This window comes from Bacillus sp. FSL K6-2819 (assembly GCF_038008305.1).
Classification (GTDB): Bacteria; Bacillota; Bacilli; order Bacillales; family Bacillaceae; genus Bacillus; species Bacillus amyloliquefaciens.
This window is the reverse complement of sequence record NZ_JBBOYV010000001.1, coordinates 2,350,545-2,366,228: the sequence shown is the minus strand read 5'-3', so window position 1 is coordinate 2,366,228 and position 15,684 is coordinate 2,350,545. Positions and strand designations below refer to the sequence as shown.

Below are 15,684 nucleotides of genomic sequence, written 5' to 3'. Positions count from 1 at the left end.
AGAGGTAAAAACGTTGGTTCAATTGGCAACCGTTTTATTTGTCATTATTATTATTGCACTTATTTTTTGGTTCAGAATGAAAAAGGGAAACAGGCCGATTAAAGGCGGCGGCTTCGGCATCATTCTCCCGCTTGTGATTATCGCCGTCATTTTTTCGTTCAGCATCAGCCAGCTCATGCATATTCCGGGAAAGCCGTTTCATCTTCCCGCTGTTTGGGAGCTCGCCATCGCCGGACTGTTAGGCGCGGTATTTGGCGTCATTATGCTGTCGCAAACCGCATATGAAATCCGGGAAGACGGCTTTGTCTACTCCAAACGGAATAAAAACTTTAAATATGTCATTATCGCGATTATTGCGATCCGTATCGTGCTCAGTCAATATTTCAAAAACATTGACGCGGCGGAATTTGCCGTTTTAACAATGGAGCTTGCTTTTGTGTATTTGTGCATTTGGCGGATCGGAAGCTTCGTGAAATACCGTAAAATCAGCAGATCCGGCTTGTGAAATGAAAAAAATGGATGAGGTGCGGGGCTTATTTGCCCTCTGTGCAGGGATTCATGGTAAAATAAAAACAACCATGGCTAATGGGAGGAAATCACTTGAAATCAGAAAAAGAAAAAACTTCTAAAAAAAGCGCCGTACTTGATTGGGCGAAAGCCATTATCATCGCTGTCGTTCTGGCAGTGCTCATCCGCAACTTTTTATTTGCTCCTTATGTCGTTGACGGGGAATCAATGGAACCGACTCTGCATGACCGTGAGAGAATCTTTGTCAATATGACGGTCAAATACATAAGCGACTTCAAACGCGGCCAGATCGTCGTTTTGAACGGAGAAAACGAGCACTATGTCAAACGGATTATCGGACTTCCCGGCGACACGGTGCAAATGAAAAACGATCAGCTGTACATCAACGGCAAAAAAGTGTCCGAACCGTATTTAGCGGCAAACAAGAAAAAAGCGAAGCAGGACGGCTATGACACGCTGACGGATGACTTCGGCCCGGTGAAAGTGCCGGACGACAAATATTTCGTCATGGGTGATAACCGCAGAAACTCTATGGACAGCCGCAACGGCCTCGGTCTTTTTACGAAAAAACAAATAGCGGGAACATCAAAATTCGTCTTCTTCCCGTTTAATGAAATTCGCAAGACGAAATAAACCGTACGAGCAGTTTTCTTTAGAGAAAACTGCTTTTTTTATATAAATTTATCTTTCCACCCACAAAAACAGAACATAAATTCGTATATCTATTTAATAGATAGAAAGTTTTACAGATACATGAAACATCTTCCCTTTATGAATCGTTATATGAATAACTCACGCAGGGAAGAACGGTTTTCTATTCATGAAAAAAAGGAATATGACATAGTAATGAATAGATTGATACGGGCTGGAGGTAGAAAAATGGAAAGAATTAAAACAAAAGCAGCCATTTTACTTGTACTGCTGCTGTTATTGGCGGGCGGTTTTATGGTCATAAACGATATTGAACTGAAAGACGTGCCTACTGCGATCGGACAAACCCTGTCTCAGGAAAAAGAAGAATATACAGTGAAAACATATAAAATTACGAAAATAGAAGGAAATGAATACCACGGTACGGCAGCAAACGGCACAAAAATCATTTTTAACGGCGACAAGCTGAAACAGGATCTCTCCGATGTGAAAAAAGGAGATAAGATTAAAGCGTATTTCAGCAAATCGAACCGGATTGACGGCTTATTGAAGGTCGTTAAAGTAAACGAATAAATGAAGGCGCCTTTTTGGAAAAAAGGCGCTTTTTATTTTTTCTGAATAATTAGGTGCAAATTCATTGCGCCTCCCGTAAAGGATGTTATAATAGCGGATAAGGACAAAAAAATATTGATTGTATCCTTCGGGGCTGGGTGAAAATCCCGACCGGCGGTAATAAGGCGCTCCTGCGCTTTACAGCCCGTGACCCGTATGCATCTGTATACGGTGGATTCAGTGAAAAGCTGAAGCCGACAGTGAAAGTCTGGATGGGAGAAGGATGAGAGAAGCTATGCAAAAAATAATCATACTGTATAGTCTTATTTCCTATGGATTAAAACTGGTAAAGCCCCGAACTGTGTAAACATTCGGGGCTTTTTTGACGCCAAATTGCGTGGAAGAAGGGAGGGATAACGATGGAAGAATATTATATGAATACGGCAATAGAGCTTGCCAGACGCGGTGAAGGACAGACACAGCCGAATCCTCTTGTCGGCGCCGTCGTCGTCAAAAACGGACAGATCGTCGGAATGGGCGCCCACTTGCAATACGGAGAGGCCCATGCTGAGGTGCACGCGATCAATATGGCAGGCAGCCATGCAAAAGGCGCTGATTTGTATGTGACGCTTGAGCCTTGCAGCCATTACGGAAAAACACCGCCATGTGCCGAACTGATCATGAAATCAGGGATAAAAAGGGTGTTTATCGCTGTGGAAGATCCCAATCCGCTTGTAGCCGGAAAAGGCATCACAATGCTGGAAGCAGCGGGCATCGAAGTGAAAACGGGGCTTCTCAGGCAACAGGCAGAAGAGCTGAATAAAATGTTTCTTCACTTCATGCGGACCGGACTTCCGTATGTCACCTTGAAAGCGGCCGCAAGCCTTGACGGGAAAACAGCGACTGAAACCGGTGACAGCAAATGGATTACATCAGAGGCGGCAAGGCTTGATGCCCAGCAATACAGGAAATCGCATCAAAGCATTCTTGTCGGAGCAGGCACAGTCAAAGCCGATAATCCGAGCCTGACATGCAGGCTCCCCGATGCGGTGAAGCAGCCGGTCAGAGTCATTCTCGATACAAAGCTGACCGTTCCTGAAACGGCAAATGTGCTCACTGACGGGGCTGCGCCGACATGGATATTTACAGCCGCAGGTTCTGACGTCCGAAAGAAAGACCGGCTGACCGCACTCGGAATAAAAGTCTTTACGCTTGAAACAGACCGCATTCACATCCCTGAGGTGCTCAGCATTCTCGCTGAAAACGGCATAATGTCCGTTTATGTGGAAGGAGGAGCATCTGTACACGGAAGTTTTGTCAAGGCGGGCTGTTTCGACGAGCTTCATTTCTATTTCGCCCCTACATTAATCGGAGGAACGCTTGCTCCCAGCTTGATCTCCGGTGAAGGTTTTCAATCAATGAAAGATGTCCCCCATTTACAATTCACACAAATTACCCAAATCGGGCCGGATATAAAACTGACGGCCATACCTAAAGATGGAAAGGATGGTGACGATGTTTACAGGAATCGTTGAAGAAACAGGCACGATCCAAGCAATCAAAAAGACAGGCCTTTCCATGGCATTAACAATTGCCGCTTCAAAAGTGACAAGTGATGTGAGGCTTGGCGACAGCATCGCGGTAAACGGCATCTGCCTGACCGTGACCGGATTTTCTGACAATCAATTTACGGTAGATGTCATGCCGGAGACAGTTAAAGCCACTTCGCTGAACGGCTTGTCAAAAGGCAGTAAAGTGAATCTGGAAAGAGCAATGTCCGCCAACGGACGGTTCGGCGGCCACTTTGTATCAGGGCACGTAGACGGGACGGCGGAAATTACACGGATCGAGAAAAAAAGCAACGCGGTCTATTACGACTTAAAGCTGTCTCCCGAATTGACGAAAACGCTCGTATTGAAAGGTTCGATTACGGTAGACGGCGTGAGCCTGACGATTTTCGGCTTATCAGACGAAAGTGTGACGGTATCTGTCATTCCGCATACCATCTCAGAAACGATTTTCCGGACGAAAGCAGTCGGCTCGATCGTCAATATTGAGTGCGACATGATCGGCAAATACTTATACCGCTTTTTGCACAAAACAGAACAAACGAAAAGCAATCAAACTATCACAGAAGCCTTTTTAAGCGAGAACGGCTTTTAGAAAGGGAGATCAATATGTTTCATCCGATAGAAGAGGCATTAGAAGCGCTGAAAAAAGGTGAAGTCATCATCGTTGTCGATGATGAAGACAGAGAAAACGAAGGAGATTTCGTAGCGCTCGCTGAGCATGCTACGCCTGAAGTGGTGAATTTTATGGCGACCCACGGGAGAGGCCTGATCTGCACGCCGCTTTCTGAAGACATCGCCGGCCGGCTGGATCTTCATCCAATGGTCGATCATAATACAGACTCACATGAGACCGCGTTTACAGTCAGCATTGACCACAAGCTGACAAAAACGGGAATCAGCGCTCAGGAACGTTCCTTTACGATTCAGGCGCTTTTGGACGAAGAATCTGTGCCTGACGATTTTCAGCGTCCGGGTCATATTTTTCCCTTAATCGCAAAAAAAGGAGGCGTCCTGAAGCGGGCGGGCCACACGGAAGCAGCCGTTGACCTTGCAAAAGCATGCGGTTCTCAAGGAGCGGGCGTCATTTGTGAAATTATGAATGAAGACGGCACAATGGCCAGAGTGCCAGAGTTAGCCGAGATCGCCAAACGCCACCAGCTGAAAATGATTACGATAAAAGACTTAATAGAATACCGCTACAACATTACAACACTTGTGAACAGAGAAGTTGACATTACGCTGCCGACTGACTTCGGCACGTTCCGGGTTTACGGATATACAAACGAGGTGGACGGAAAAGAACATCTCGCCTTTGTCATGGGCGATGTCCCGTTTAACAGCGGACCCGTTCTTGTCAGAGTGCACTCAGAATGCCTGACCGGCGATGTGTTTGCATCCCACCGCTGTGATTGCGGGCCTCAGCTTCATGCCGCGCTTGCGCAAATTGCCGAAGAAGGCCGCGGCGTTCTATTGTATTTGCGTCAGGAAGGCAGAGGAATCGGTCTCATCAATAAGCTGAAAGCGTATCGATTGCAGGAACAAGGGTACGACACGGTTGAAGCGAACGAAGCGCTCGGCTTTCTGCCTGACTTGCGCAACTATGGCATCGGCGCCCAGATTCTCCGCGATTTAGGGGTTCAGCATATGAAACTTTTAACCAATAACCCCCGGAAAATCGCCGGCCTTGAAGGGTACGGACTAAGCATTTCAGATCGGGTGCCGCTTCAAATGGAAGCGAGTGAGCACAACAAGCAGTATTTACAAACCAAAATGAAAAAACTCGGACACTTGCTTCATTTCTAAAAACAAATCTCACAAAAAAGGATGGATAACATATGAATATCATACAAGGAAACCTAGTAGGAACAGGACTTAAAATCGGAATCGTCGTCGGCAGATTTAATGAATTTATTACGAGCAAGCTGTTAAGCGGAGCAGAAGACACATTGATTCGCCACGGTGTAGAATCAAATGACATTGATGTCGCTTGGGTGCCGGGAGCGTTTGAAATCCCGTTTGCCGCAAAAAAAATGGCGGAAACGAAAAAATACGATGCCGTCATTACACTTGGCACGGTGATCAGAGGAGCGACAACGCATTATGACTATGTCTGCAACGAAGCGGCAAAAGGCATCGCTCAGGCGGGAACGGCGACGGGCGTCCCGGTTATCTTCGGCATCGTGACGACTGAAACCATTGAGCAGGCTATCGAACGCGCCGGAACAAAAGCCGGAAATAAGGGAGCGGACTGCGCAGTATCCGCCATTGAAATGGCAAATTTAAACCGCTCATTTGAATAATTTGTTGAAAAGCGTTTAAAACCGCGGCGAAAATGATATAATGTGAGAAAACGGATCGCCTTTATGTATCCGTTTGATAGGACATGAATGGACATTTTGGATATAGAGGGGTTTTTATGTTAATTCGTTATAAAAAATCGTTTGAAAAGATTGCGATGGGTCTTCTGTCATTTATGCCGAATGAAAAAGATCTTAAGCAGCTTCAGCAGACAATGAAGGACTATGAAACGGATACTGGCCGCCAGCTCTTTCTTTGGAAAGAGGATGAAGATATCGTCGGAGCGATCGGAGTCGAAAAAAAAGACTCGGAGGTTGAAATCCGTCATATCAGCGTGAATCCTTCTCACCGCCATCAAGGAATCGGAAAGCAAATGATGGACGCCTTAAAACGTCTGTTCAAAACGGAGGCACTCGTTCCGAATGAATTAACGCAAAGCTTTTTTGAACGCTGTCAACATCAAAAAGATCAGGATATTTCATATAATAACTGACAAATGCTCCCGGAATCATCACGGTTTCGGGAGCTGTTTTTATATAGAAAAAGCAGGGCTGACCGTCAGCCTCTGCTTTTTTTTCTTTTCTCAATTTCCCGTTCGCGTTCCATGATGACATCCGTCCTGTCCCGCAGGCGGTGTTTATGAATAAGAAAGGTATCGGATACACCGTCTTGCCCCCATATATAGCCCTTGCGGCGGCATTCGGCAAGACATGCTTCTTTCAAAGTTTCATCTGTAATCGGCAGCATAACACTTTTGTACGGCAGGCCCGCTTCTATGTTGTCTGACAGCGATTCTATCAGCTCAATCAGCTTCGGATGACTGAGACCGAGAGAGCTGACAGCCTGTTTTTCAGACCGCAGAATACGTAAGCTGTTGGCAATCAGCCGTTTAGCCCCGGCTTCATTCCCCCTTCGCTGGTGATACAGAGCGACGGCAAGCTGAATCAGGCCGACCCAATGAATGCTCCGCTCCCCAGGCGGGCTTTCTTTCCAATATTCCTCTAACAGTTCATGACACTCAAAATAATCTCTTGATGCGTGAAATTCGGCCAAAAAGCCGATATAAGCTTTTGGATACAAGCCGCTTCCTCCTTTTATGCTAAACCCAGTGTACCACAGCGCTATGAAAAGGAAAAAAGAGCGGCTTGGTGTCTGAAGCCTGATGAACTAGCAGATGTAAGATGCCCCTACGACAACGAGCAATATAAACAGAACGACAATTAATGCAAATCCTCCGCCGAAACAAGCTCCGCCCATGTGAAATCAGCCTCCCTTTGTTTCATGTTTACACGGCTATCATATGTGCATCCGCCTTTAAAGGTATAGGCGTATATCTTCTTTTTCAGTATTTTCTAAATAACGGAGCACGATTAGAAAAGTATTGGACGCGAGCATTTCGGTGGATTATACTAATGGGTAGCCAGTTTTTCCGGCAATGAGAGTGATATTGAAAATGGTGAGATAATGGTAGAATATCAAGTGAAAATTGATACGTTTGAAGGCCCATTGGACCTGCTGCTTCATCTGATTAACCGTCTTGAAATCGACATATACGACATACCCGTGGCAACCATTACTGAACAATATTTATTATATGTACATACAATGCAAGTGCTTGAACTTGATGTCGCCAGTGAATATCTGGTCATGGCGGCGACTCTTCTCAGCATTAAAAGCCGAATGCTGCTTCCGAAACAAGAGGAAGAGCTGTTTGAAGACGAAATGCTTGAAGAAGAAGACCCTCGGGACGAGCTGATTGAAAAGCTGATTGAGTATAGAAAATATAAAACCGCTGCGAAAGATTTAAAAGAGCGGGAAGAAGAAAGACAAAAGTCATTTACGAAGCCGCCGAGTGATTTAAGTGAATATGCAAAAGAAATCAAACAGACGGAGCAGAAGCTTTCGGTGACCGTTTATGACATGATCGGCGCGTTTCAAAAAGTGCTTCAGCGTAAAAAAATCACGCGGCCGAAAGAAACGACCATTACAAGACAGGAAATACCGATTGAAGACAGAATGAACGAAATCGTAAAAAGTTTAAAAACGGCGGGAAGAAGAATAAACTTCACGGAGCTTTTTCCTTCTCGGCAAAAAGACCATCTCGTCGTGACGTTTTTAGCAGTTCTGGAGCTGATGAAAAATCAGCAGATTATCCTTGAACAGGAAGAAAACTTTTCAGATATATACATTACGGGGAGTGAATCCATTCATGGCGCTTGATATCGTGAATTGGAAAGCGATTGTGGAAGCCCTGCTGTATGCGGCGGGTGATGAGGGGCTTACCAAAAAGCAATTGGTGACGGTGCTTGAAATAGAAGAAGCGGAGCTGGCCGGAATTATGGAAGAAGTGGCCGCACAGTACAAGGAAGACGGCAGGGGTATCGAGCTGACCGAATATGCGGATACGTATATGCTTGGAACGAAAAAAGAATTCGTGCCTTATTTAAAAAAATTAATCGAAGTGCCGTCAAAGGGGCTGTCACAGGCTTCTTTAGAAGTGCTGGCGATTGTTTCGTACAAGCAGCCGATCACACGGGCAGAAATTGAAGATATCCGGGGCGTGAAGTCTGAACGGATTCTGCACAGCCTCGTGTCAAAAGCGCTGCTGTGTGAGGTTGGCCGCGCCGACGGTCCCGGCCGTGCGATTTTATACGGCACGACACCTGTATTTCTTGAACAATTCGGCTTAAAAACACTGGACGAGCTCCCGCCGCTTCCTGAAAATGCGGAAGAAGACGTTCTCCAGGAGGAAGCCGACTTGTTCTTTGAAAACTTCAACCAAACTTTTGAGGATATTAAATAATAACGGTTTTTCATCATACGATAGTAGGGAAAGGCCATTGATGAATGACGCACATTGACGAAGTACAAGAGAGGAAGGAAACGGACGAAAATGGGAAATTCGATTGTGAGGGCCCATACTGAAGAAACTGGTAAATTTTTAGCCGAGGTTGTCACGATGGTCAGCAGCTATTTAAATCATACAACATTACCGGAGATGCAGGCTTCGGGAAAGGCGGATGAGGCATACTGCCGCGATGTGCTCAGTGTGCTGAGACGGATGACCGTCTTTTGCGAAGGCGCCCAGGAAGCCTGCCGCCGGCTCTTAATGCAGGAGCCGTTTCATGAGTCGAGAGCGGAGAAAACCCTGTATAAAGTGTATCATCAGTGCGTGGAAGAGTTTTTCATGCCGAAAAAGGATACATGGTATGAAAACAGCCGCGCCGCATATACAGGCCAAAGCGCGATTGAATTTTACCAGCGAGTGCCGGACTCGCTGCGGAGCCTTCTGCTTTCGCTCAGCAGTGAGTTTCTGCGCATGCGGGAAGAATTGGCGCAATATGAAGCATCAGGCTCAAATATGGTATCAGCCAGATAAAAACTCTCCCTTTTGGGAGAGTTTTTTTATGTAAAGTGATGTAATTGGTATTCATAAGTCATGGACATGCGCATAAACTTGTACAAACCCACAACAAGGACGTGAGCATTCATGCGCTTTCTCAAAAAAGCTGCCGTATTTCTTTTGACTTTTGTTATCCTTTTTTCCATTACAGACGGAAATACGGCACATGCCCAAATACATGTCAGCGCAAAAAGCGCGATTTTAATTGACGGAACATCAGGCAGGGTATTATTCGCTAAGGACGAACATCATAAGCGGCGGATCGCAAGCATTACTAAAATCATGACGGCGGTGCTGGCAATTGAATCAGGGAAGATGGAAAAGACCGTGACTGTTTCCCCGAATGCCGTAAAAACGGAAGGTTCAGCAATTTATCTTCAGCCGGGACAGAAAGTTAAGCTGAAAGATCTCGTATACGGGCTTATGCTGAGATCAGGAAATGATGCCGCTGCGGCAATAGCCGAATATGTCGGCGGAAGCCTTGACGGTTTTGTATTTATGATGAACCAAAAAGCCGAGCAAATCGGGATGGAAAATACAAAATTTCAAAACCCGCACGGACTGGATGACCACGAAAATTTATATTCAACGGCGTATGACATGGCGCTTTTGACCAAATACGCGATGAAGATCAAGGAATACCGGACCGTTTCAGGCACAAAAGTGTATAAAGCGGAAACGATGGACCGGGTGTGGAAAAATAAAAACAAGCTTTTGACAGGGCTCTATCCTTACAGCACTGGCGGAAAAACGGGTTACACAAAAATCGCGAAACGGACCCTCGTTTCGACGGCTTCAAAAGACGGAACGGATCTCATCGCAGTCACTATTAATGATCCGGATGACTGGGATGACCATATGAATATGTTTAATTATGTCTTTGAGAACTATAAAACCTATGTCGTCGCCAAAAAAGGCGGCATCCCGAAGCTGAAAAAGACGTTTTACGGAAAACACGCTTTTATTACCCGTGATGTTAAATATTTGTTAAAAGAGGATGAAATCGATGATGTGAAAATCAGCACAACCTTAATAAAACCGAAAAAAGCCTGGAAAAAGGATGCCTCTCTCATTCCTGATGTTGTCGGCCGGATGACCGTTATGCATGACGGGAAAGTGATCGCCAAGATCCCCGTCTATTATGAAAATGAGCGCCATAAAAAGCCGAAAAAGCATTTCATTGAAACATTTACGAGCCTTTTTATGAGCACGGCGGGCGGTTCAGTATGGTCAATTTAATCTGGGTCTGTCTGACTGTAATCGGACTTGTTTTTGCGATGTTTAACGGTACCTTGCAGGATGTGAATGAAGCTGTTTTTAAAGGAGCGAAAGAAGCTGTTACGATCTCGTTCGGATTAATGAGCGTCCTCGTGTTCTGGCTCGGCCTGATGAAAATAGCCGAGCAGTCCGGCCTTTTGGATATATTCAGCAGAATGTGCCGCCCGTTTATTTCTAAGCTGTTTCCCGATATTCCCCCTGATCATCCGGCTATGGGATACATCTTATCAAATCTCATGGCGAATTTTTTCGGGTTGGGAAATGCTGCGACACCCCTCGGCATTAAAGCTATGGAGCAGATGAAAAAGCTGAACGGCAACAAGTCTGAGGCCAGCCGTTCCATGATTACCTTTTTGGCGGTAAATACTTCGAGCATTACATTGATACCGACAACCGTCATTGCCGTCCGCATGGCTTATTCGGCGAAATCACCGACCGATATCGTCGGACCGACCATCTTAGCGACTTTAATTTCGGGAATCGGCGCAATTTTCATTGACCGCTACTTCTGGTACCGCCGCAAAAGAAAAGGGAGGTAAGCGAATGGAAATGGTGAATTGGCTGTCTTTAGCCATGATCCCGATTATTATCGCCGGTATATTGATATACGGCACGATCAAAAAAGTGCCGACGTATGAATCATTCGTTGAAGGCGGAAAAGAAGGAATTGAGATTGCGTTTTCCATCATTCCGTTTTTGGTCGGGATGCTTGTGGCGATCACCGTATTCCGGGCTTCAGGCGCGCTGGATTTTGTCATGGGACTTTGCAAGCCTTTCTTTACGGCGCTCGGCATTCCGGCAGAGGTCGTGCCGCTTGCTCTGATCCGTCCGATTTCAGGTACGGCGGCGCTCGGGATGACGACAGATTTGATCGCCGTGTACGGGCCTGATTCATTTATCGGCAGACTGGCTTCTGTCATGCAGGGATCGACTGATACGACGCTGTACGTCCTGACGGTATACTTCGGGGCGGTCGGCATTAAAAAAATGGGGGATGCTCTAAAGGTCGGTCTTCTTGCTGATTTGATCGGAGTGGTTGCATCAATCATCATAGTTACGTTATTATTTGGAAGCGCCTGAATCAGGCGCTTTTTATATATCAGAATAACTCTCCTTGAAAAAGCTTGTTTGTTCAAGTGGAAAAAAGTAAGATTATACTTGAGGTGAACGACATGGAAAGACTGCAAAAAGTTATTGCTCATGCCGGCGTGGCATCACGCAGAAAGGCAGAAGAGCTGATAAAAGAAGGAAAAGTAAAGGTGAATGGAAAAGTAATAACAGAGCTCGGCGTAAAAGTGACCGGTTCTGATCAGATTGAAGTAAACGGATTAAAGGTGGAACGGGAAGAACCCGTGTACTTTCTGCTTTATAAACCGAGAGGAGTGATCTCAGCAGCTGACGACGACAAAGGGCGGAAAGTGGTGACCGACTTCTTTAAAGAAGTGCCGCAGCGCATTTATCCGATCGGCAGGCTTGATTATGATACGAGCGGTCTTTTATTGCTGACAAATGACGGCGAGTTTGCCAACAAACTTATGCATCCGAAATACGAAATTGATAAGACATACGTCGCCAAAGTGAAAGGGATTCCTTCCAAGGAACTTCTGAGAAAGCTTGAGCGCGGCATTCAGCTTGAAGAAGGCAAGACGGCTCCGGCCAGAGCGAAAATGCTTTCCCTGGACAAAAGAAAGCAGACGAGCATCATTCAGCTGACGATTCATGAAGGCCGAAACAGACAGGTCCGCCGCATGTTCGAGGCGATCGGTCATGACGTGCTGAAACTCAAACGTGAAGAATACGCATTTTTAGATTTAAGAGGCCTTCACACAGGAGACGCAAGAGAATTGACGCCGCATGAGGTGAAAAGGCTGCGGGCTTTAGCCGACCACGGTAAAAACGCTTTCTAATTTTCACATAACCTTCAAAAATTACAAAACGTGAAGATGATATAATTGAATGGATTTGCAGGCAGGGGAGGGGAGCAGTGTACAATGAACAAAAAACGGCGGCGTTTATTCATTCGGACCGGCATCCTTCTCATCTTACTCTGCGCGCTCGGATATACCATCTATAACGCTGTTTACACAAACGGCGAGCGTATATCTGAGGGGTCCAAAGCCCCGAATTTCGCGCTGAAAGATACAGAGGGCAGAAACATAGAACTGAGTCAGTTAAAAGGAAAAGGTGTTTTTCTGAATTTCTGGGGAACGTGGTGCGAGCCTTGCAAGCAGGAATTCCCCTATATGGAAAACCAATATAAGTATTTTAAAGACCTCGGTGTAGAGGTGGTTGCGGTAAATGTCGGCGAATCAAAAATTGCAGTACATAATTTTATGAAAACATACGGCGTCAATTTCCCGGTTGCGCTTGATACTGACCGGCAAGTGCTGGACGCGTACGGCGTATCGCCTATACCGACGACTTTTTTGATCAATCCCGACGGAAAAGTCGTGAAAGTGGTGACCGGCACGATGACAGAACGCATGGTTCATGACTATATGAATTTAATTAAGCTGGAGGCGTCTTCATGAAAAAGGTCAAATGTGAATGCGGGCACGTGAATCCAGCCGGAACAGTTTTGTGCGAGTCGTGCGGGAAGCCTCTTGATGATCAAAAGTCGCCGCTTGCCGATATGCGGTACGACGGCAGCGCAAGACGTTCGCAAACATATAACAAAACAATCGTAGATAAAGTATGGAATTTCTTTTCTTCCGTTAAAGTCGGAATATGGCTGATCGTCATTACTCTGGCGGCTTCAGCATTCGGCACGGTTTTTCCGCAGGAAGCTTATCTGCCGCCGGGCGCCCAGCCGGATACATATTATGAACAGCAGTACGGTATAATCGGCAAAATCTATTATCTGCTGGGATTTCATCACCTGTACGGTTCATGGTGGTATATGCTCCTGATCGCATCCATCGGCATATCACTTGTCATCTGCAGCCTGGATCGGGTGATTCCTCTGTACAGAGCGCTGAAAAATCAAGGAGTTCAGCGGAATCCGGTCTTTTTGAAGAGGCAGCGTCTATACAGCCGGACGGAAACCGGTCTGAGCGCGGAGGCGGCTGATGGCATCAGAACACGTTTGAAAAAAAAGCATTATAGAGTGCGAGAACAAGAGGGAAGCATTCTGGCGGAAAAAGGGCGCTTTTCAAGGTGGGGGCCCTACGTCAATCATATCGGCCTGATCATTTTTCTGATCGGAGCCATGCTGAGGTTTGTCCCGGGGATGTATGTCGATGAAACCCTCTGGGTCCGTGAAGGCGAAACCGCCCAGATTCCCGGCACTGACGGCAAATATTACTTGAAAAACAATCGGTTCACCATGCAGACATATAACAAAAACACTGAGAAAAAAGTATTCGCCGACGCCATTGACAGAGCCGGAAACGGCAAAGTCGCCAAATCCTTCAATACGGATGCAATTTTGTACAAGAGGGAAGGCGACATTGTATTCGGTGAAAAGCCGAAGCTTAAAAGAGTCAAAGAAAACAATATCCGCGTCAATGAACCGCTGCGGTTCGACTCCTATTCCGTGTATCAGGTGGACTATAAAGAAAACCAGCTCGATCAGATGGTGTTTCAGCTGATCGACCAAAAAACAAAACAGTCATTCGGCAGACTGAAGATCAATCTTCTTGATCCAGACACGGACTATGATCTTGGTAACGGTTACAAAGTGCAGATCGCCAGTTATCTTCCTGATTTTTATTTTAACAAGGACGGAGAACCGAGCACGAAAACGAAGGTTCCGAACAATCCGGCTTTTGTCTTTAAAGTTACGGCTCCTGACAAGCCGAAAGGGGAGAAAAGCTTTGTTGCGATTCAGCAGACTGTTGAAGGTTCCGCGAATAACAAGTACAAATTAAAATTCGACCACGTGGAAACGAAAAACATTACAGGACTCACCGTCAGAAAAGATTTAACCTTATGGGTGCTTGCCGTCGGCGGCGCGATTTTTATGATCGGCGTCATTCAAGGAATGTACTGGCAGCACAGAAGAATCTGGATCAAAACCGGTGAAAATGAAGTGCTTGTGGCGGGTCATACGAACAAAAACTGGTTCGGTTTGAAAAAGGATATTGAATATGTTCTTAACGGGACCGGGATTAAAGAGCCGGCCGATCAAAAAGAACTGGTCAAAAATCAGGCCTAATGAAAAAGGAGTGGTGTCATGGCGGAGCTGAGCGCAAATTTTCTTTATGCTGCCTTTTTGATTTATTTAATTGCCGTCCCGGTTTTCGGCGGCGCCATCCGGGGAACAAAAGGTGCAAAGGACGGTAAGGGCCGCTGGTCGGCAATCGGAATCACGTTAACCATTCTCGGATTTATTTGCCATCTCGGCTACTTCATTGCGAGGTGGTCGGCAAGCGGACACGCGCCTGTCAGCAATATGTTTGAATTTACCACGTCATTCGGCATGATGCTTGTTCTCGCTTTTATTATTATTTACTTTATTTACAGACTGCCGTCTTTAGGCATGTTCACATTGTCTATCGCGCTGTTGCTTATTGCATACGCAAGCATGTTTCCGACCGACATTACGCCGCTTATTCCGTCACTGCAAAGCAATTGGCTGTACATTCACGTCACGACGGCGGCGCTCGGGCAGGCGATTCTTGCGATCAGCTTTGTAGCCGGAGTCATTTTCCTGTTAAAGCATGTCGATCAGTCCAGACCGGGCAAAAAAACGTTCTGGCTCGAAGTCATCATGTTTATCCTCGTGACGACCGTGGCATTTATCGCCGTCACGTCGGCATTCCGGCTGGCGGACTACAAAGCCGAATTTAATTGGGTGGATAAAAAAGATGCCAAAAGCGTCATGGTATATGATATGCCTGCGCTTGTCGGTCCGCATGAAGGAGAACTGCTTACAGAAGGCGCAATGAAGCCGTTTGTTGAGCTCCCGGCCATTTTTTCAGGCAGAAAGGTTAATACGGTGATCTGGTCGTTTGGCGCAGGTCTCGTCTTATACGGCGCGCTCAGGCTGATATTCAGAAAGAGAATCAGCGCTCTTTTAAGCCCGCTCGTCAAAAATGTGAATCTCGACTTGGTAGATGAAGTCGGCTACCGCGCCGTTTCCATCGGATTTCCGGTATTTACACTCGGCGCGCTTGTGTTTGCGATGATTTGGGCGCAGCTTGCATGGACGCGTTTTTGGGGCTGGGACCCTAAGGAAGTATGGGCGCTGATCACCTTTTTATTTTACGCAGCATACTTGCACTTGCGGCTGTCAAGAGGCTGGCATGGCGAAAAATCGGCATGGCTCGCCGTCATCGGCTTTGCCATTATTATGTTTAACTTAATTTTTGTAAATCTCGTGCTTGCCGGACTTCATTCGTACGCATAGATGCCGAAAGCCGATACAGTTCTCAAGCCGCCGCACAGTTTGTTAAAATGAAA

General features: G+C 46.2%; 20 protein-coding genes and 1 riboswitch. Of the genes, 18 read left to right on the top strand and 2 right to left on the bottom strand.

Annotated features, from left to right (window positions below):
• Positions 1-13 precede the first annotated feature (13 nt).
• The 8 genes from MHH91_RS12235 to ribT all read left to right on the top strand — a co-directional run bounded on the left by MHH91_RS12235 (position 14) and on the right by ribT (position 6,093).
• Positions 14-505 (top strand): CcdC protein domain-containing protein, encoded by a 492-nt coding sequence (locus MHH91_RS12235; RefSeq protein WP_013352736.1) that lies wholly within the window; start codon positions 14-16, stop codon positions 503-505.
• A gap of 80 nt (positions 506-585) precedes the next feature.
• A complete protein-coding gene (gene sipS / locus MHH91_RS12230; protein ID WP_038462897.1) occupies positions 586-1,161 on the top strand; it encodes a signal peptidase I sipS in 576 nt (191 codons plus the stop codon).
• Positions 1,162-1,407: 246 nt separating this feature from the next.
• The gene (locus MHH91_RS12225) at positions 1,408-1,752 is read left to right on the top strand and encodes a hypothetical protein (RefSeq protein ID WP_013352734.1); all 345 of its coding nucleotides are present in this window, start codon (positions 1,408-1,410) and stop codon (positions 1,750-1,752) included.
• 119 nt (positions 1,753-1,871) lie between these two features.
• Positions 1,872-2,019: riboswitch (FMN riboswitch) on the top strand.
• 131 nt (positions 2,020-2,150) lie between these two features.
• Positions 2,151-3,266, top strand: a complete 1,116-nt coding sequence (gene ribD, locus MHH91_RS12220) for a bifunctional diaminohydroxyphosphoribosylaminopyrimidine deaminase/5-amino-6-(5-phosphoribosylamino)uracil reductase RibD (protein WP_013352733.1) — start codon at positions 2,151-2,153, stop codon at positions 3,264-3,266.
• The gene (gene ribE / locus MHH91_RS12215) at positions 3,247-3,894 is read left to right on the top strand and encodes a riboflavin synthase (RefSeq protein ID WP_014470033.1); all 648 of its coding nucleotides are present in this window, start codon (positions 3,247-3,249) and stop codon (positions 3,892-3,894) included. Before ribD ends, ribE begins: the two co-directional genes overlap by 20 nt.
• A gap of 14 nt (positions 3,895-3,908) precedes the next feature.
• On the top strand, positions 3,909-5,105 hold the full coding sequence (locus MHH91_RS12210; protein ID WP_013352731.1) for a bifunctional 3,4-dihydroxy-2-butanone-4-phosphate synthase/GTP cyclohydrolase II: 1,197 nt from the start codon (positions 3,909-3,911) through the stop codon (positions 5,103-5,105).
• A 32-nt stretch (positions 5,106-5,137) separates the two neighbouring features.
• Positions 5,138-5,602: a 6,7-dimethyl-8-ribityllumazine synthase gene (gene ribH, locus MHH91_RS12205; RefSeq protein WP_013352730.1), complete on the top strand. Its 465-nt coding sequence runs from the start codon at positions 5,138-5,140 to the stop codon at positions 5,600-5,602.
• A gap of 116 nt (positions 5,603-5,718) precedes the next feature.
• Positions 5,719-6,093, top strand: coding sequence for a GNAT family N-acetyltransferase RibT (gene ribT / locus MHH91_RS12200; RefSeq protein WP_013352729.1), 375 nt, complete (start codon positions 5,719-5,721; stop codon positions 6,091-6,093).
• 65 nt (positions 6,094-6,158) lie between these two features.
• Here the strand turns inward: ribT and MHH91_RS12195 are convergent, their stop codons facing one another.
• Entirely contained in the window at positions 6,159-6,680 is a 522-nt protein-coding gene (locus tag MHH91_RS12195) for a DUF309 domain-containing protein (RefSeq protein WP_013352728.1), read from the bottom strand.
• Between the two features lie 87 nt (positions 6,681-6,767).
• Positions 6,768-6,857: a YjcZ family sporulation protein gene (locus MHH91_RS12190; RefSeq protein ID WP_076983148.1), complete on the bottom strand. Its 90-nt coding sequence runs from the start codon at positions 6,855-6,857 to the stop codon at positions 6,768-6,770.
• 207 nt (positions 6,858-7,064) lie between these two features.
• Here MHH91_RS12190 and MHH91_RS12185 point away from each other — a divergent pair, with 207 nt between their 5' ends.
• From MHH91_RS12185 to ccsB, 10 genes are all read left to right on the top strand, one after another.
• Positions 7,065-7,820: a segregation/condensation protein A gene (locus MHH91_RS12185; RefSeq protein WP_013352727.1), complete on the top strand. Its 756-nt coding sequence runs from the start codon at positions 7,065-7,067 to the stop codon at positions 7,818-7,820.
• A complete protein-coding gene (gene scpB / locus MHH91_RS12180) occupies positions 7,810-8,403 on the top strand; it encodes an SMC-Scp complex subunit ScpB (protein ID WP_013352726.1) in 594 nt (197 codons plus the stop codon). The genes MHH91_RS12185 and scpB overlap by 11 nt, the downstream gene beginning before the upstream one ends.
• A gap of 90 nt (positions 8,404-8,493) precedes the next feature.
• The gene (locus MHH91_RS12175; protein WP_013352725.1) at positions 8,494-8,979 is read left to right on the top strand and encodes a DUF3907 family protein; all 486 of its coding nucleotides are present in this window, start codon (positions 8,494-8,496) and stop codon (positions 8,977-8,979) included.
• Positions 8,980-9,090: 111 nt separating this feature from the next.
• Complete coding sequence (locus tag MHH91_RS12170) at positions 9,091-10,242, top strand: D-alanyl-D-alanine carboxypeptidase family protein (RefSeq protein ID WP_013352724.1); 1,152 nt, start codon at positions 9,091-9,093, stop codon at positions 10,240-10,242.
• Positions 10,230-10,820: a nucleoside recognition domain-containing protein gene (locus tag MHH91_RS12165; protein ID WP_013352723.1), complete on the top strand. Its 591-nt coding sequence runs from the start codon at positions 10,230-10,232 to the stop codon at positions 10,818-10,820. Before MHH91_RS12170 ends, MHH91_RS12165 begins: the two co-directional genes overlap by 13 nt.
• 4 nt (positions 10,821-10,824) lie before the next feature.
• Entirely contained in the window at positions 10,825-11,361 is a 537-nt protein-coding gene (locus MHH91_RS12160; protein ID WP_013352722.1) for a spore maturation protein, read from the top strand.
• A gap of 92 nt (positions 11,362-11,453) precedes the next feature.
• A complete protein-coding gene (gene rluB, locus MHH91_RS12155) occupies positions 11,454-12,188 on the top strand; it encodes a 23S rRNA pseudouridine(2605) synthase RluB (protein ID WP_013352721.1) in 735 nt (244 codons plus the stop codon).
• An 84-nt stretch (positions 12,189-12,272) separates the two neighbouring features.
• The gene (gene resA, locus MHH91_RS12150) at positions 12,273-12,812 is read left to right on the top strand and encodes a thiol-disulfide oxidoreductase ResA (RefSeq protein WP_013352720.1); all 540 of its coding nucleotides are present in this window, start codon (positions 12,273-12,275) and stop codon (positions 12,810-12,812) included.
• Entirely contained in the window at positions 12,809-14,437 is a 1,629-nt protein-coding gene (gene resB / locus MHH91_RS12145) for a cytochrome c biogenesis protein ResB (RefSeq protein ID WP_013352719.1), read from the top strand. The genes resA and resB overlap by 4 nt, the downstream gene beginning before the upstream one ends.
• A gap of 18 nt (positions 14,438-14,455) precedes the next feature.
• A complete protein-coding gene (gene ccsB / locus MHH91_RS12140) occupies positions 14,456-15,631 on the top strand; it encodes a c-type cytochrome biogenesis protein CcsB (protein WP_013352718.1) in 1,176 nt (391 codons plus the stop codon).
• Positions 15,632-15,684: the final 53 nt, after the last annotated feature.

Excerpts from the sequence above, each read along its gene's own strand:
- sipS (WP_038462897.1), top strand. The coding sequence starts at position 586 with ATGGGAGGAAATCACTTGAAATCAGAAAAAGAAAAAACTTCTAAAAAA.
- MHH91_RS12225 (WP_013352734.1), top strand. The coding sequence starts at position 1,408 with ATGGAAAGAATTAAAACAAAAGCAGCCATTTTACTTGTACTGCTGCTG.
- ribD (WP_013352733.1), top strand. The coding sequence starts at position 2,151 with ATGGAAGAATATTATATGAATACGGCAATAGAGCTTGCCAGACGCGGT.
- ribE (WP_014470033.1), top strand. The coding sequence starts at position 3,247 with ATGTTTACAGGAATCGTTGAAGAAACAGGCACGATCCAAGCAATCAAA.
- MHH91_RS12210 (WP_013352731.1), top strand. The coding sequence starts at position 3,909 with ATGTTTCATCCGATAGAAGAGGCATTAGAAGCGCTGAAAAAAGGTGAA.
- ribH (WP_013352730.1), top strand. The coding sequence starts at position 5,138 with ATGAATATCATACAAGGAAACCTAGTAGGAACAGGACTTAAAATCGGA.
- ribT (WP_013352729.1), top strand. The coding sequence starts at position 5,719 with ATGTTAATTCGTTATAAAAAATCGTTTGAAAAGATTGCGATGGGTCTT.
- MHH91_RS12190 (WP_076983148.1), bottom strand. The coding sequence starts at position 6,857 with ATGGGCGGAGCTTGTTTCGGCGGAGGATTTGCATTAATTGTCGTTCTG.
- MHH91_RS12185 (WP_013352727.1), top strand. The coding sequence starts at position 7,065 with ATGGTAGAATATCAAGTGAAAATTGATACGTTTGAAGGCCCATTGGAC.
- scpB (WP_013352726.1), top strand. The coding sequence starts at position 7,810 with ATGGCGCTTGATATCGTGAATTGGAAAGCGATTGTGGAAGCCCTGCTG.
- MHH91_RS12175 (WP_013352725.1), top strand. The coding sequence starts at position 8,494 with ATGGGAAATTCGATTGTGAGGGCCCATACTGAAGAAACTGGTAAATTT.
- MHH91_RS12170 (WP_013352724.1), top strand. The coding sequence starts at position 9,091 with ATGCGCTTTCTCAAAAAAGCTGCCGTATTTCTTTTGACTTTTGTTATC.
- MHH91_RS12165 (WP_013352723.1), top strand. The coding sequence starts at position 10,230 with ATGGTCAATTTAATCTGGGTCTGTCTGACTGTAATCGGACTTGTTTTT.
- MHH91_RS12160 (WP_013352722.1), top strand. The coding sequence starts at position 10,825 with ATGGAAATGGTGAATTGGCTGTCTTTAGCCATGATCCCGATTATTATC.
- rluB (WP_013352721.1), top strand. The coding sequence starts at position 11,454 with ATGGAAAGACTGCAAAAAGTTATTGCTCATGCCGGCGTGGCATCACGC.
- resA (WP_013352720.1), top strand. The coding sequence starts at position 12,273 with ATGAACAAAAAACGGCGGCGTTTATTCATTCGGACCGGCATCCTTCTC.
- resB (WP_013352719.1), top strand. The coding sequence starts at position 12,809 with ATGAAAAAGGTCAAATGTGAATGCGGGCACGTGAATCCAGCCGGAACA.
- ccsB (WP_013352718.1), top strand. The coding sequence starts at position 14,456 with ATGGCGGAGCTGAGCGCAAATTTTCTTTATGCTGCCTTTTTGATTTAT.